The organism is Pseudomonas sp. LjRoot71, assembly GCF_964253255.1.
Lineage (GTDB): Bacteria > Pseudomonadota > Gammaproteobacteria > Pseudomonadales > Pseudomonadaceae > Aquipseudomonas.
This window is the reverse complement of sequence record NZ_CAXURA020000001.1, coordinates 1,555,831-1,569,545: the sequence shown is the minus strand read 5'-3', so window position 1 is coordinate 1,569,545 and position 13,715 is coordinate 1,555,831. Positions and strand designations below refer to the sequence as shown.

12 protein-coding genes are annotated in these 13,715 nt (G+C 61.0%); 3 read left to right on the top strand and 9 right to left on the bottom strand.

What is annotated here, in order from left to right:
* Positions 1-51: 51 nt before the first annotated feature.
* The 8 genes from ACSQ17_RS07550 to ACSQ17_RS07515 form a co-directional block, all read right to left on the bottom strand.
* Complete coding sequence (locus tag ACSQ17_RS07550; protein WP_090256068.1) at positions 52-1,974, bottom strand: PrkA family serine protein kinase; 1,923 nt, start codon at positions 1,972-1,974, stop codon at positions 52-54.
* Between the two features lie 353 nt (positions 1,975-2,327).
* Positions 2,328-2,657, bottom strand: a complete 330-nt coding sequence (gene glpE, locus ACSQ17_RS07545) for a thiosulfate sulfurtransferase GlpE (protein WP_257779346.1) — start codon at positions 2,655-2,657, stop codon at positions 2,328-2,330.
* Positions 2,654-3,475, bottom strand: a complete 822-nt coding sequence (locus ACSQ17_RS07540; protein WP_436068149.1) for a symmetrical bis(5'-nucleosyl)-tetraphosphatase — start codon at positions 3,473-3,475, stop codon at positions 2,654-2,656. The genes glpE and ACSQ17_RS07540 overlap by 4 nt, the downstream gene beginning before the upstream one ends.
* Positions 3,475-3,855 (bottom strand): Co2+/Mg2+ efflux protein ApaG, encoded by a 381-nt coding sequence (gene apaG / locus ACSQ17_RS07535; protein WP_436068148.1) that lies wholly within the window; start codon positions 3,853-3,855, stop codon positions 3,475-3,477. The genes ACSQ17_RS07540 and apaG overlap by 1 nt, the downstream gene beginning before the upstream one ends.
* 40 nt (positions 3,856-3,895) lie before the next feature.
* Entirely contained in the window at positions 3,896-4,699 is an 804-nt protein-coding gene (gene rsmA, locus ACSQ17_RS07530) for a 16S rRNA (adenine(1518)-N(6)/adenine(1519)-N(6))-dimethyltransferase RsmA (RefSeq protein WP_436068147.1), read from the bottom strand.
* Positions 4,700-4,807: 108 nt separating this feature from the next.
* Entirely contained in the window at positions 4,808-5,809 is a 1,002-nt protein-coding gene (pdxA, locus tag ACSQ17_RS07525; protein ID WP_436068146.1) for a 4-hydroxythreonine-4-phosphate dehydrogenase PdxA, read from the bottom strand.
* Positions 5,810-5,961: 152 nt separating this feature from the next.
* Complete coding sequence (locus tag ACSQ17_RS07520) at positions 5,962-7,260, bottom strand: peptidylprolyl isomerase (protein ID WP_436068145.1); 1,299 nt, start codon at positions 7,258-7,260, stop codon at positions 5,962-5,964.
* A complete protein-coding gene (locus ACSQ17_RS07515; RefSeq protein WP_436068144.1) occupies positions 7,235-10,027 on the bottom strand; it encodes an LPS-assembly protein LptD in 2,793 nt (930 codons plus the stop codon). Before ACSQ17_RS07515 ends, ACSQ17_RS07520 begins: the two co-directional genes overlap by 26 nt.
* A 125-nt stretch (positions 10,028-10,152) precedes the next feature.
* On the opposite strand from ACSQ17_RS07515, the gene ACSQ17_RS07510 reads away from it, so the two are divergent.
* The 3 genes from ACSQ17_RS07510 to ACSQ17_RS07500 are packed head-to-tail and all read left to right on the top strand — an operon-like array spanning position 10,153 to position 12,600.
* Positions 10,153-11,169 (top strand): aminoglycoside phosphotransferase family protein, encoded by a 1,017-nt coding sequence (locus ACSQ17_RS07510; RefSeq protein ID WP_436068143.1) that lies wholly within the window; start codon positions 10,153-10,155, stop codon positions 11,167-11,169.
* Positions 11,166-11,837, top strand: coding sequence for an N-acetylmuramate alpha-1-phosphate uridylyltransferase MurU (murU, locus tag ACSQ17_RS07505; protein ID WP_436068142.1), 672 nt, complete (start codon positions 11,166-11,168; stop codon positions 11,835-11,837). The genes ACSQ17_RS07510 and murU overlap by 4 nt, the downstream gene beginning before the upstream one ends.
* Before the next feature lies 1 nt (position 11,838).
* Positions 11,839-12,600, top strand: a complete 762-nt coding sequence (locus tag ACSQ17_RS07500; RefSeq protein ID WP_436068141.1) for a TerB family tellurite resistance protein — start codon at positions 11,839-11,841, stop codon at positions 12,598-12,600.
* A 34-nt stretch (positions 12,601-12,634) separates the two neighbouring features.
* Here ACSQ17_RS07500 and ACSQ17_RS07495 read toward each other — a convergent pair whose 3' ends face one another.
* Complete coding sequence (locus tag ACSQ17_RS07495) at positions 12,635-13,660, bottom strand: alpha/beta hydrolase family protein (RefSeq protein WP_436068140.1); 1,026 nt, start codon at positions 13,658-13,660, stop codon at positions 12,635-12,637.
* Positions 13,661-13,715: the final 55 nt, after the last annotated feature.

Here is a 13,715-nt window from a genome sequence, read left to right as displayed (position 1 = left end):
AGCGCGTTGCCGCGCTCTGCGCTGCTCCCTGGCCGGTTGCGCCAGGCCGTTCTATTGCGATTTACGAACCCGCAGATACCACTCGGACAACAGGCGCACCTGCTTGTCGGTGTAGCCGCGCTCGACCATGCGAGTGACGAAGTCGTTGTGTTTCTGTTGATCCTCCTTGCTCGCCTTGGCGTTGAAGCTGATGACCGGCAGCAGATCCTCGGTGTTGGAGAACATCTTCTTCTCGATCACCACGCGCAGCTTCTCGTAGCTGAGCCAGGTCGGGTTCTTGCCATTGTTGTTGGCGCGGGCGCGCAGCACGAAGTTGACGATCTCGTTGCGGAAATCCTTCGGGTTGCTGATGCCAGCGGGTTTCTCGATCTTCTCCAGTTCCTCGTTGAGCGCCACGCGGTTGAGAATCTCGCCGGTTTCCGGGTCGCGGTATTCCTGATCCTGAATCCAGAAGTCGGCGTACAGCACATAGCGGTCGAAAATGTTCTGCCCGTACTCGCTGTAGGACTCCAGGTAAGCGGTCTGGATTTCCTTGCCGATAAACTCGATGTAGCGCGGGGCCAGGTACTCCTTGATAAAGCGCAGGTAGCGCTCGCGGGTTTCGGCGGGGAACTGTTCCTGCTCGATCTGCTGCTCCAGCACATACAGAAGGTGTACCGGGTTGGCGGCGATCTCGTGCGGGTCGAAGTTGAACACCTTGGAGAGAATCTTGAAGGCGAAGCGGGTCGACAGACCGGTCATGCCTTCATCCACCCCGGCGGTGTCGCGGTATTCCTGAATCGACTTGGCCTTGGGGTCGGTGTCCTTGAGGTTTTCGCCGTCGTAGACGCGCATCTTCGAGTAGACGTTGGAGTTTTCCGGCTCTTTCAGGCGGCTCAGGGTGGAGAACTGCGCGAGCATTTTCAGGGTGTCCGGCGCGCAGTGGGCCTTGGCCAGTGAACTGTTGATCAGCAGTTTGTCGTAGATCTTGATCTCGTCCGACACGCGCAGGCAGTACGGCACCTTGACGATGTAGATGCGGTCGATGAACGCCTCGTTGTTCTTGTTGTTACGGAAACTGTGCCATTCCGACTCGTTGGAGTGGGCCAGCAGGATGCCGCTGTAAGGGATCGCGCCGAGGCCTTCGGTGCTGTTGTAGTTGCCTTCCTGGGTGGCGGTCAGCAGTGGATGCAGCACCTTGATCGGTGCCTTGAACATCTCGACGAACTCCATCAGCCCCTGGTTGGCACGGCACAGCGCGCCCGAGTAGCTGTAGGCGTCGGCGTCGTTTTGCGGGTATTCCTCCAGCTTGCGGATATCCACCTTGCCGACCAGGGCGGAGATGTCCTGGTTGTTCTCGTCGCCCGGCTCGGTCTTGGCCACGGCGATCTGGTTGAGGATCGAGGGGTAGAGCTTGACCACGCGGAACTGGCTGATATCGCCGCCGAACTCTTGCAGGCGCTTGGTGGCCCAGGGCGACATGATGCTGTTGAGGTAGCGCCGGGGGATTCCGTAATCCTCTTCGAGGATGGCGCCGTCTTCAGCGTCGCTGAACAGGCCCAGTGGCGACTCAAATACGGGCGACCCTTTGATGGCATAGAAGGGGACTTTCTCGATCAGGTGCTTGAGCTTTTCGGCCAGCGAAGATTTACCGCCGCCTACCGGGCCGAGCAGGTAGAGGATCTGCTTCTTCTCCTCCAGGCCTTGGGCGGCGTGGCGGAAGTAGGAAACGATCTGGTCGATGCACTCTTCCATGCCGTGGAAGTCGGCAAACGCCGGGTAACGACGAATCACCTTGTTGGAGAAAATTCGCGAGAGCCGTGGGTCGGTTGAGGTGTCGAGCAGTTCCGGCTCACCGATGGCCAACAACAGGCGTTCAGCTGCCGAGGCGTAGGCGCTGCGATCCTGTTTGCAAAGCTCGAGGTACTCCTGGAGGGAAAACTCCTCCTGGCGAGTCGCTTCGAAACGTTGTTGGAAGTGGCTGAATATGCTCATGACTTCACCTCGCTCGATGCGCAGAGCCGGTGCGGGTTCGGTCAGGTGCTTGGTAGCCCCGGTGCGGATGCCGCCGGGTAAAACCCCCAGAACACCTAAAATTCTGAAACTTGTTCAACGTCTGCTGCGCTGCGGCCCTGTTGCGTTAAAACCCGGCTCTAGCTAGAGACATTAAACAGGTTCTTACCGATGGCCCGATGCCGTTTGGCCGGCTCTACCTTGTTTTGGATGGCCTGAGCTAAAGGATAGTTCGGAATCGGCGAGGTCAAGGGCCGGGCAACGATAACAGGATATTACGGTTGCTCGGCAATGCCCGGCAGGCCACAGCTGGTGCGGCCTGGGCGTGGAGAAAATTATTCTTCCGAGCTGTGTGCGGTATCGTTGGGGAACGTTGCGCGCCACAGTTCGAAGCCGCCATCAAGGCTGTAGACGTCGCTGAAGCCCTGGCCGACCAGATAGGCCGCTGCGCTCTGGCTGGAGTTGCCGTGGTAGCAAGTGACGATCAGTGGTGCGTCGAGATCAGCCTGGGTGATAAAGGCGTGCAGCGAGTGATTGTCGAGGTGCTGCGAGCCGCTGATGTGCCCGGCGGCAAAGCTTTGTGGGTCACGAATGTCGACCACCACCGCGCCTTGCTGGCGTAATGCCTGGGCCTGCTCGGGGGGGATGCGTTTGAACTCGCTCATGCTTGCTCCTTACAGTCGCAGCTGTATTTCTCGCCGCTATCGATATTCATTAGGGTCATGCTCGCGCCCCATACACAGCCGGTGTCCAGGGCGATCACGTCAGGCTCTGGGGATTGTCCTTCTAACGCCGCCCAGTGGCCGAAGATGATGCGCTGGCCGCGGGTTTTGCGCTGTTTGTAACTGAACCAGGGGGCGTAGCCGGCAGGGGCGCTGCCGACACCTTCCTTGCTTTTCAGATCAAGGGTGCCATCGGCCTTGCAGAAGCGCATGCGGGTGAAATAGTTGGTGATCACTCGCAGGCGCGTCACGCCCTGCAGGTCGCCGTCCCATTTGGCTGGCTCATTGCCATACATGCCGTCGAGAAACAGCGGCAGGCGCGCATCGTCGCGCAGGGCTTCTTCTACTTCGGCGGCGCGCTTGAGCGCTTTGCTCATGTTCCACTGCGGCGGAATGCCGGCATGTACCAGGGCGGTGTCACGGGCTTCGTCGTAATGCAGCAGCTTTTGCAGGCGCAGCCAGTCGAGCAGGTCGGCAGCATCCGGCGCATCGATGATCTCGCGCAGGGTGTCGCCTTTCTTCAAGCGTTCGATGTTGTGCGCCACGGCCAGCAGGTGCAGATCATGGTTGCCCAGCACGCAGGTCAGCGCGCTGCGCATGCTGTAGAGAAAGCGCAGTGTCGCCAGGGACTCAGGGCCACGGTTGACCAAGTCGCCGACCAGCCACAGTTTGTCCTGCGTAGGGTCGAAGGCCACGCGTTCAAGCAGGCATTGCAGGGGTTTCAGGCAACCTTGCAGGTCGCCGACGGCATAGGTAGCCATCAGTGCAACGAGCCCGGTACCGCCAGGCGGAAGGGGGCTATCAGTGCGTCGAAGCGTTTGCCGTCTTCGGCGAGCATCTGGTAACTGCCCTGCATGATGCCCACACGGGTGGTCATCACCGTGCCGCTGCTGTAAGTGTGGCTGGCACCGGCTTCGATCAGCGGCTGCTGACCAACTACGCCTGCACCGCGGACTTCCTGCACACGGCCATCACCATCGGTGATGACCCAGTGGCGGGACAGCAGTTTGGCCGGCAATTCGCCGTTGTTGCTTACCGTAACGGTATAGGCGAAGGCAAAACGGTTCTGCTCCGGCTGCGACTGCTCCGGCAGGTAGCGGGTCACGACGCTGACGTCGATGTGGTAACGCGGATCGCTCATGCGTAATTAACTCGGTAGGCAGAAACCAGTCTAGCCGCTGTCAGTCTGCGTTGGTGTGCTCAGCCAGTTTGTCCGCCAGGCGTACAAACGCAGCGAGATCCAGCTGTTCCGGGCGCAGGCTGCCATCAACTCCGGCGGCCTCAATGGCCTCTGCGGGCAGTAGGGCTTTGAGGGTGTTGCGCAGCGTCTTGCGGCGTTGGTTGAACGCTTCGCGCACTACGCGCTCAAGCAGGCGGTGATCCTTGGCGGGATGTGGCAGCACCTCGTGTGGGACCAGGCGGACGATGGCCGAGTCGACCTTGGGCGGCGGATTGAACGCACCCGGGCCGACATTGAACAGGTGCTCCACGCGGCAGTGGTACTGCACCATGATCGACAAGCGGCCCCAATCGCCACCACCCGGTTCGGCGGCCAGGCGCTCGACCACTTCCTTTTGCAGCATAAAGTGCATGTCGCGAATCAGGGGCGCGTTATCCAGCAGGTGGAAGATCAGCGGCGTAGAAATGTTGTACGGCAGGTTGCCGACCACGCGCAGGCTGTGCGGCGCGGCCTGCAACTGGGTGAAGTCAAACTTGAGGGCGTCGCCCTGATTCAAGCGGAAGCGCGGGTTGTTGCCGAACTGACCTTGCAGGATCGGCACCAGGTCACGGTCGAGTTCGATCACGTCGAGCTGCGCGCCGCTGTTCAGCAGGCCCTCGGTCAGCGCACCCTGGCCAGGGCCGATTTCCAGCATGTGCTCGCCTTCACGGGCGTGGATGGCGCGCAGGATGCGGTGAATCACGCCAGCGTCATGCAGGAAGTTCTGGCCGAAACGCTTGCGCGCGCGGTGTTGGTATTCGGACATGCAGCAGCTCCAGGCTTCACGCCAGTGGCGTGAAGCGAATGTAACGCGGGTAGAAAGCCCGGCAGTTTAACAGCATTGGCGGCCTGCGCCCTGTACCGGGCTTAGCCGTCAGCGGCTTTTCAGCTGGCTGGCGGCCATTTTATAGGCGGTTTGCAGGGCAACCTGCAGGCTGCCGCAGTCGATCTGGCCGGTGCCAGCCAGGTCCAGCGCGGTGCCGTGGTCAACCGACGTGCGGATGATCGGCAGGCCTAACGTCACGTTGACCGCCGCGCCGAAGCCCTTGTACTTGAGCACCGGCAAGCCTTGATCGTGGTACATGGCCAATACCGCATCACAATGCTCGAGGTGCTTGGGCGTGAACAGGGTGTCGGCCGGCAGCGGGCCGATCAGGTCGATGCCTTCTGCGCGCAACTGCTGCAGGGTCGGCTCGATAATTTCAATTTCTTCACGGCCCAGGTGGCCGCCTTCACCGGCATGCGGGTTGAGACCGCAGACCAGAATACGCGGCTGAGCGATGCCGAATTTCGTACGCAGGTCCTGGTCAAGGATGCGCGTGACTCGGCTGAGGCGCTCGGGGGTAATGGCGTCGGCCACATCCTTGAGTGGCAGGTGTGTGGTCACCAGCGCTACGCGCAGGCCATGGGTGGCGAGCATCATCACCACCTGTTCGGTGTGGGTCAGCTCGGCGAGAAACTCGGTGTGCCCGGAGAAGGCAACCCCGCCCTCGTTGATCACGCCTTTGTGCACGGGCGCGGTAATCATCCCGGCGAAGTGGCCGTCGAGGCAGCCCTGACCGGCACGGGTCAGGGTTTGCAGCACGTAGTGGGCATTCTCTGGGTTCAGCTTGCCGGGGCTTGCCGGTGCTGCCAGAGGCGTGTCCCAGACATACAGGCTGCCAGCAGGCGCGGCCTGGGTCGGCCAGTTTTCGGGGCCGACATTGATCAGTTCAATCGTTAGCCCTAACACTTCGGCGCGTTCAGTCAGCAAGTCATGGCTGGCAATGGCGATCAAGGCGTGTGGCTGCGCTTCACGAGCCAGCAGCAGGCACAGATCGGGGCCTATGCCGGCGGGTTCGCCAGGGGTCAGGGCAAAGAGGCGGGCAGTGGTCATCGGCAGGCTCTCTTGTGTATCAGCGGGGATTCGTGGTCTTTGCGGGCTACATTATGCGTCGCTGCATGGGCGAGGCGCAGAAAAAAGCCCGGTTATGCGTGGGCATGAACCGGGCTTGATCTGCTGATGTTATGCGCGAGAACGCATGCCTGTCAGAGTTTGGTCTCTACGTAGGCTTCATCGCGAATCTGCCGCAGCCAGGCTTGCAGTTCTTCATCGTACTTGCGGTTGCGCAGTACGGTCATGGCTTGCTGCTCGCGGAACTGTGCGCTGCTGTCCGTGGCGCGACGGCCCATGACTTCCAGCACGTGCCAGCCGTACGGACTCTTGAATGGTTTGGACAACTCGCCTGCTGGCGTGTTGTTCATGACTTCACGGAATTCCGGAACCAGAGTGTTGGGGTCGATCCAGCTCAGGGTGCCGCCATTGAGTGCGGAGCCCGGATCTTCGGAGAAGTTCTTCGCCAGTTCGGCAAAGTCTTCGCCGGCCAGGATGCGTTGGTAAAGGCGCTCAACCAGACGTTTGGTCTCGGCCTCACTGCGGATTTCGCTGGGCTTGATCAGGATATGACGCACATTGACTTCGTCGCGCACCTGATTGCCGCCACCGCGCTTCTCCAGCAGCTTGATCATGATGAAACCGCCAGGCGTGCGCATCGGTTCGGTGACCTGACCGACCGCCAGGGCGCTGATCATGGCGTCGAACGGTGGCGGCAGCTGACCGGCCTTGCGCCAGCCCATCTCGCCACCTTCCAGTGCGGTTTCGCTGGCCGAGCGGGCAATTGCCAGCTGGGCAAAGTCGGCACCCTGCTGCAGTTGCTGATACAACTCGCGGGCTTGACGGTCAGCCGCCTGGATATCTTCCGGAGAAGCACCTTCGGTAACCGGGATCAGGATGTTGGCCAGGCGGAATTCTTCCGACAGCTGCATCTTGCCCATGTCCGAGGCGAGGAAGTTCTGCACTTCCTGATCGGTGACCTGAATACGTTCAGCCACACGGCGCTGGCGCACGCGGCTGATGATCATCTCGCGACGAACCTGGTCACGCGCATCGTTGTAAGACAGACCGTCTGCCGCTAGGGCGGCGCGGAACTGCTCGATGCTCATGCCGTTACGCTGAGCGATGGTGCCAATGGCCTGGTTCAGCTCTTCGTCGGTGATGCGAATGCCAGAACGCTCACCGATTTGCAGCTGGATATTCTCGATGATCAGACGTTCCAGCACCTGCTGGCTCAGCACATGCTCAGGCGGCAGTGCCGCGCCGCGCTGGGCGATGGTCTGCTGCACTTCACGCAGGCGTGAATCGAGCTGACTTTGCATCACCACGTCGTTATCGACAATTGCCACAACGCGGTTGAGCGGTTGTACTTCAGCCTGTGCCGCAGTACCCAGAAACAGCGCGCCCAACAGCAGCGGGCGCACGCAATCAGAAAGCTTTGTCTTCACGTTCACGATAACCTTGAATGCCTTGGTCGAGGAAAGTCTCAACTTTATTGCCGACTACACCGCCCAGACCTTTGAGCACGATCTGCAGGAAAATACCGCGGTCTGCCTGGTCGTTACGCGATGGCTGCAAACTCACTTCGTCGTAGTCGATCCAGTAGCGGTTGATCAGGCGCAGTTTCCAGCAGCAACTGTCGTACTCGAAGCCGGCAAAGGCTTCCAGTGTGCGGTCGCGGCCGTAGTCATACTGCCAGCGAGAGATCACGCTCCACTGCGGCACGATCGGCCAGATGACCGAGAAGTCGTGCTGGCTGATCTTGTAGTAGTCCTTGATGTATTCAGGTGTGCCGGGGGTGCCGTAGTCGCCACCGCCCACGACCCAGTTACCACTGGCTTCGTCATAACGCACGCTGTCATTGCGGTAGCGATAACCGGCGTTGACCACCTTGTTCGGATTGTCTTCTGGCTGGTAGTGGAACATCGCACTGCCGGAGCGTGTGCTGCCGCTGTCTGGATCCCAGTTGAAATCCGAGGAGAAACGCCAGTCGCGGTTAAAGCGATAGAGGTACTCGAGGGCGTACGGCGATACCGAGGCGGTTGCATCACCGCGTGTGCGGTAGTCGATGCCTGGCATTTGCACTTTTCGGTCTTCGAAGTACACGGCTTGGCCGATGCTGAAACGCTGGCGCTCGAAGCCATTTGGTTCGATCCAGCGGTTGGTTACACCCAGCGACAGACGATTTTCATCACCGATACGATCTTTGCCCGAAAAGCGGTTTTCACGCCATAGCGAGGAGTAGCTGAAGGTGCTCTCGCTGGTGTCGAAGACGGGAATATCGGTCTGATCTTCCTCTGGTACATACAGGTAGAAGGCGCGGGGTTCCAGCGTCTGGCGGAACTGAGTGCCGAACAACTGGGTGGTGCGGTCGAAATACAGACCGCTGTCCAGGCTGAACATACCTACGCCACGGCTTTGGCTGCTCTTATAAGTCTGTTCGGCGAGCAGGGTGTTCTTGCCCTGCTGATCCAGACTCAGGTCGTAATTGGTCTGCAGGTATTTGACCTGGGGTTTGATATAGCCCCAGCTCCAGTTCAGCGGCAGGCTGACGCCTGGCTCGACATGCAGGCGCTCACCGTTGGCGCGAGCCAGACCTTTCAGGCGTGTGTCGTACCACGGTGTGCCAACGGTGCCATTCGGGTTGAGCGGCCCGCCATCTTCATCAATAAAGTTGCCTTTACGCAGACTACGGTCGAAGCGCACATATTCCGTACCGTAGCTGAAGTTCACCCCGGCTGGCTTGAATGGCAGTACGCCATCAAGCGTCAGCTGTGGCAGGCGGTTGTACGGGGTGATGTCGGTGATATTGGCCAGCTCGTAAGCATGCGCATTCAGGCGCGCGACGTAGCTGTCACCACGGTAGGTCAAGGTGCCGCGCTGGTTGACATAGCTGGTGGAGCTTATGCCCAAATCACTGTCCAGATCCTGGAAATAGTACGGATCGCTGATGTCGGTGTAGTCGACTTCAGCCAGCAGGCGCGAGGTCAGGCCGGTTTTGTGTTGCCAACTGTACATCCAGCGCTGGTCTTCGTACTCGGACTGCAGTTTGCGGTCATCGTTGCTGTCGTCCAGGTAGGCGGCGCCGAACTGGCCTTCGCTGTTCTTGGTGAGGTAGCGGAATTCGCCTTCCATGAGCAGGCCGCGATCGCTCATATAGGTCGGGTACAACGTGGCGTCGTAGTTCGGAGCCAGGTTGAAGTAGTAAGGCGTGTGCAGGGTCAGGCCGTTGTCGCTGGAGCTGCCGATGCTGGGCGGCAGGAAGCCGGACTGGCGACGGTCATCGATTGGGAAGTAGATATACGGTGTGTAGAACACCGGAATATTCTTCACTCGCAGGGTCACGTTGGTCGCGGTGCCGAAACCGGTGGCCGGGTTCAGGGTGATGTTGTTGCCCTTCAGGTGCCAGGCGTTGCTGCCAGGTTCGCAGCTGGTGTAAGTGCCGTCTTTCAGGCGAATAATCGCGCTTTCTTCGCGCTTGGCGTAGAGCGCGCTGCCGCGAATATGGCTCTTGTGCAGAACGTATTCGGCGTTATCGACCTTGGCTTCGCCGTTGTCCAGTTGCAGCTCGGCGCGGTCACCCACCACCAGCATGCCCTGGTCGCGCAGCCGCACATTGCCAACCAGCTCACCGCGGTTTTCTGCCTGATGCAGGTTGGCTTCGTCTGCCTCGACCTGCATGCCTGCCTGACGCAGGACCACATCACCGGCGAGGGTGGCAACCTGTTCTTCCTGCTGATAGCGCGAAGCCTTGGCCGAGACGAACATCGGCGCTTCGTCCATCGGCGTCTTGTCGTCCATGCCCGGACGAGTCGGCTCTACATACGCACCGGCGCAGTAAGGGCCGGCTTCTGCCAGCTGAGCGGCAGTGAGGTTCTCACGCGGGACCCAATCAAGGTGGCTGTAATCCGCGCTGCGTGAAGTCAGGCCTTTGCCACGGCTCTCGGTAACCAGCGTGGTTTGCGCTACTTGGCTCTTAGCGGGCTCAGTGTTGTCATCAGCCGCTTTGCTGCTTGCAACCGAATCACGTTGTACTGGCCGGGCGGGCAGTGCAGCATTGCTGGCTTTCGGGGCGCATGCCCAGCCGCCGGAGGCGGAAACCTGGCAATCATACTGCTCGGCAGCGATAGCAAAAGGAACGGCTAGAGGTTGTAGCGCCAGAAGGCTGCCAGTGACCAGTAGAGGGAATTTTTTACGAAACGCGGGGTATTTTACTGCCATCTTATTTTTTCCGGGCTTCCTGCGCGCCATTGGCCCTGAGGCCGCACGCCTCTCGATGGGCTTGAAAAGATGCTGGATAATAAAGCATGACCCGCGCAACGGCTAGCGCCGTCGGAGACCTTGTAATGCCTGATGAAGATGTACGCCTGAAACTCCTCGAAAACTGGCTGGATCAGCAGCTGCCTGGGCTGTTTGCCGAGCAGGGCTGGGGCGCTGTGCCGGCTGCCAGCCTGACATCGGCGAGCAGCGATGCCAGTTTTCGCCGCTATTTTCGCTGGCTGGGGGCTGAGCGCAGCCTGATTGTGATGGACGCGCCACCGCCGCAGGAAGATTGCCGGCCCTTCGTCAAGGTGGCCCAGTTGCTGGCTGAAGCACGGCTCAATGTGCCGCAGATTCTCGCAGCGGACCTTGAGCGCGGCTTTTTGCTGCTCAACGACTTGGGGCGGCAGACCTATCTGGATGTGATCAACGAAGGCAATGCGGATGAGCTGTTCGCCGATGCCATGCAGGCACTTCTGGCTTTCCAGCAGTTACCGATGAGCACGCCGTTGCCCAGCTATGACGATGCCCTGCTGCGTCGTGAGTTGCAGTTGTTTCCCGAGTGGTATGTACAGCGTCACCTGGGCGTGACGTTGACGGCTGCGCAATTGGCGCCCTGGCAGCGCGCCAGCCAATTGCTGATCGACAGCGCCCTGGCGCAGCCCAAGGTGCTGGTGCACCGTGACTACATGCCGCGCAACTTGATGCGCAGTGAGCCGAACCCTGGCGTGCTGGATTTTCAGGATGCCGTCTACGGGCCGGTGACGTACGACATCACCTGTCTGTTCAAGGATGCCTTCCTCAGTTGGCCTGAGGCACGCGTACGCGGTTGGCTGGAGCAGTATTGGCAGCAGGCGCGCGCTGTCGGCGTGCCGGTTCAGCCGCAGCTTGAGGATTTTCTGCGTGCCAGCGACCTGATGGGGGTGCAACGTCACCTTAAAGTGATCGGCATCTTTGCGCGGATCTGCCACCGGGATGGCAAGCCCAAGTACCTGGGGGATGTGCCGCGTTTCTTCTCTTATATAGAAGCGGTGCTGGCGCGGCGACCTGAGCTGGCCGAGCTGGGTGAACTGCTGGCCAGCTTGCCGCAGGAGCCAGTATGAAGGCGATGATTCTGGCAGCAGGCAAAGGTGAGCGCCTGCGGCCGCTGACCCTGCATACGCCGAAGCCGCTGGTGCGTGCCGCTGGCGTCCCGCTGATCGAGTACCACGTGCGCGCTCTGGCGGCCGCCGGGGTTACCGAGTTGGTGATCAATCATGCCTGGCTCGGGCAGCAGATCGAGGATTACCTGGGTGACGGTGCGCGCTTTGGTGTGCGTATCGCCTATTCCGCAGAAGGCGAGCCGCTGGAAACCGGCGGTGGAATTTTCAAGGCCCTGCCTCTGTTGGGTGATCAACCCTTTGTGCTGGTCAATGGCGATATTTTCACCGACTACCCCTTTGCCCAGTTGCGCCGCCCGTTAAGTGGTTTGGCTCATCTGGTGCTGGTGGCTAACCCGACGCACCATGCGGGCGGTGATTTCTGCCTGCAGGGCGGCCAGGTCAGTGATGCTCAGGCGGGGGAAGGCAACTTGACCTACAGCGGGCTGGCGGTACTGTCGCCCGCGTTGTTTGCCGAGTGTCAGCCGGGTGCGTTCAAACTTGCGCCCTTGTTGCGCCAGGCCATGGCTGAGGGCCAGGTCAGCGGTGAGCAGTTTGCCGGGTGCTGGGTAGATGTCGGCACCCATGAGCGCCTGGCTGAAGTCGAGCGACTGCTTGAGGCGCGAGCTTAGGATGATTTGGCCTGCCACTTTGCTGGGTGCTGTTGCCGGGCTGGCGGTGGCCAGTATTCCCGGCGCGTTGCTCGGTGCGCTGCTCGGTCAGGTGCTGGATCGGCGCTTGCGGCTGCAGTCCTGGGCGGCGCTGCGTGAACGTCTGGGCGGGCGTGCAGCGCCGAGTGATGAGTGGCTGTTGTTTGTACTGCTCGGGCGGTTGGCGAAAAGTGCCGGGCGCGTGCTGCCTGCACATATCCAGCAGGCGCGGGCAGAGATGCAGCGACTGGGCTTGAGTGCCGAGGGGCAGCGCCAGGCGATTGAAGCGTTTGCGCAGGGCAAGACCGGGCGCGACAGTCTGCGCGGGCCGTTGCGTCGTCAACAGGCGCGGGCTGAAACCTTGCTGCGTGCCTGCTGGCGCATGGCCTGGGCCGATGGCCAGGTCAGCCAGGCGGAGCGTGAGTTGATCATGCTCTGGGGTAAGTGGTTGCAGGTGGCTGCCGCGACCCAGGCGCAATTCAGTGATGCCTATGCGCCGCAGCAGGGGCCGTTGGCACCCACCGCCAGCAACGCCTATCAGCGCGCACTGAACCTGCTGAATGTGGCTGCCGAGGCTGAGCCGGCGCAGATCAAGCAGGCGTATCGGCGTCTGCTCAGTCGCCATCATCCCGACAAGTTGGCCGGCAGTGGTGCCAGTCCGGAGCGGGTGCGTGAGGCCACGGAGCGTACCCGTGAACTGCACCAGGCCTATGACCTGATTCGCCAGCGTCACGGTTTTCGCTAGGTCGGCAGTGGTGCACCAAGCTCTGCGTTGCTGATTACTTTGCCTGCACTTTCAGGGTCAGCCAGCCTTTGATCCGCCGATAAAGCTGTTCCTGTTCGGCTTCGCGGTTGCCCGGCAGTGCCTTCATGGCCACCTGGATATACGCCGGATGTTTCTGCCGTTTACTGGCCTGTGAGCGCTTCAGTGCTGCCTGGCGGTCAGCGACCTGATCCTTGTAGTAGAAATCGCCTGTGGCCAGTTGCAGTTGTGGGATCAGCTCATCCAGTGGCGGTGTGAAACCGGCGGGCAGTTCGGCGGCGACCAGTAGCAGGTTGCTGACCTTGGCCGGCTTGCGTTCGGCCAGGTAACGCGCGGCCCAGTAAGCGCCGCTGCCATGGCCGAGCAGGACGATGGTCTTGGCCTGTTGCTGCTCGGCAAAGCCAATACTGGCCTCAATGCGCGCCAGGACGCGTTCGGCATGTGCCTTCTGCCGCTCTTCCAGGCTTGGCGTTGCGCTCGCAGTGGGCGTGCTATCGGCAGCTACGGCCGTGTCCGTTTCGGCTGGTGCTTCAGTTTGTGCGGCGTCGCCGGCAGGTGCGCTGTCGGTATTGGCTGGCGTGTCTGTTGCGGGCGGTGTGGCGGATTGCGCGGTGACGTCACGCAGAGGGGGCGCATCTCCGTTGGGGTCCGGCAGGGTCAGGCTGAGGCTGTGCCAGCCACCATCGGGTAGCTTGCGGCGCAGTGGGCCAACGCCCTGCGGCCAGTCGGCATTTTCATCATCGCCCGGCACGAGAATCACCGCACCGCTGGGCTCGGCGACGTTGGCCGGTAGCCAGAGGGCCAGAAAGCTTTCATCGCCCGCCTTAAGTTGCTGCTGTTCCTTTTGCTCCAGGCGTTGCTCCAATGCGGTGGCTTCCACTTCGCTGCGCTCGGGCAAGGGCGCGCGCGTCTCGGTGGCGGGTTCGGCGGGGGCGGCATCGTTTGTGGCTGGGGCGTCAGGCGCGGGTGTGGGCTCTTCCGCATGCAGTGGACTGGTCGATAACAGCAGGCTCAAGGCCAGTGCGGCAGTGCGCAAAAACATGGGGCTCTCCAGCGAATATCGGGTCTCAGCAGCCTAGCTGTTCCTGCCAGTGTTT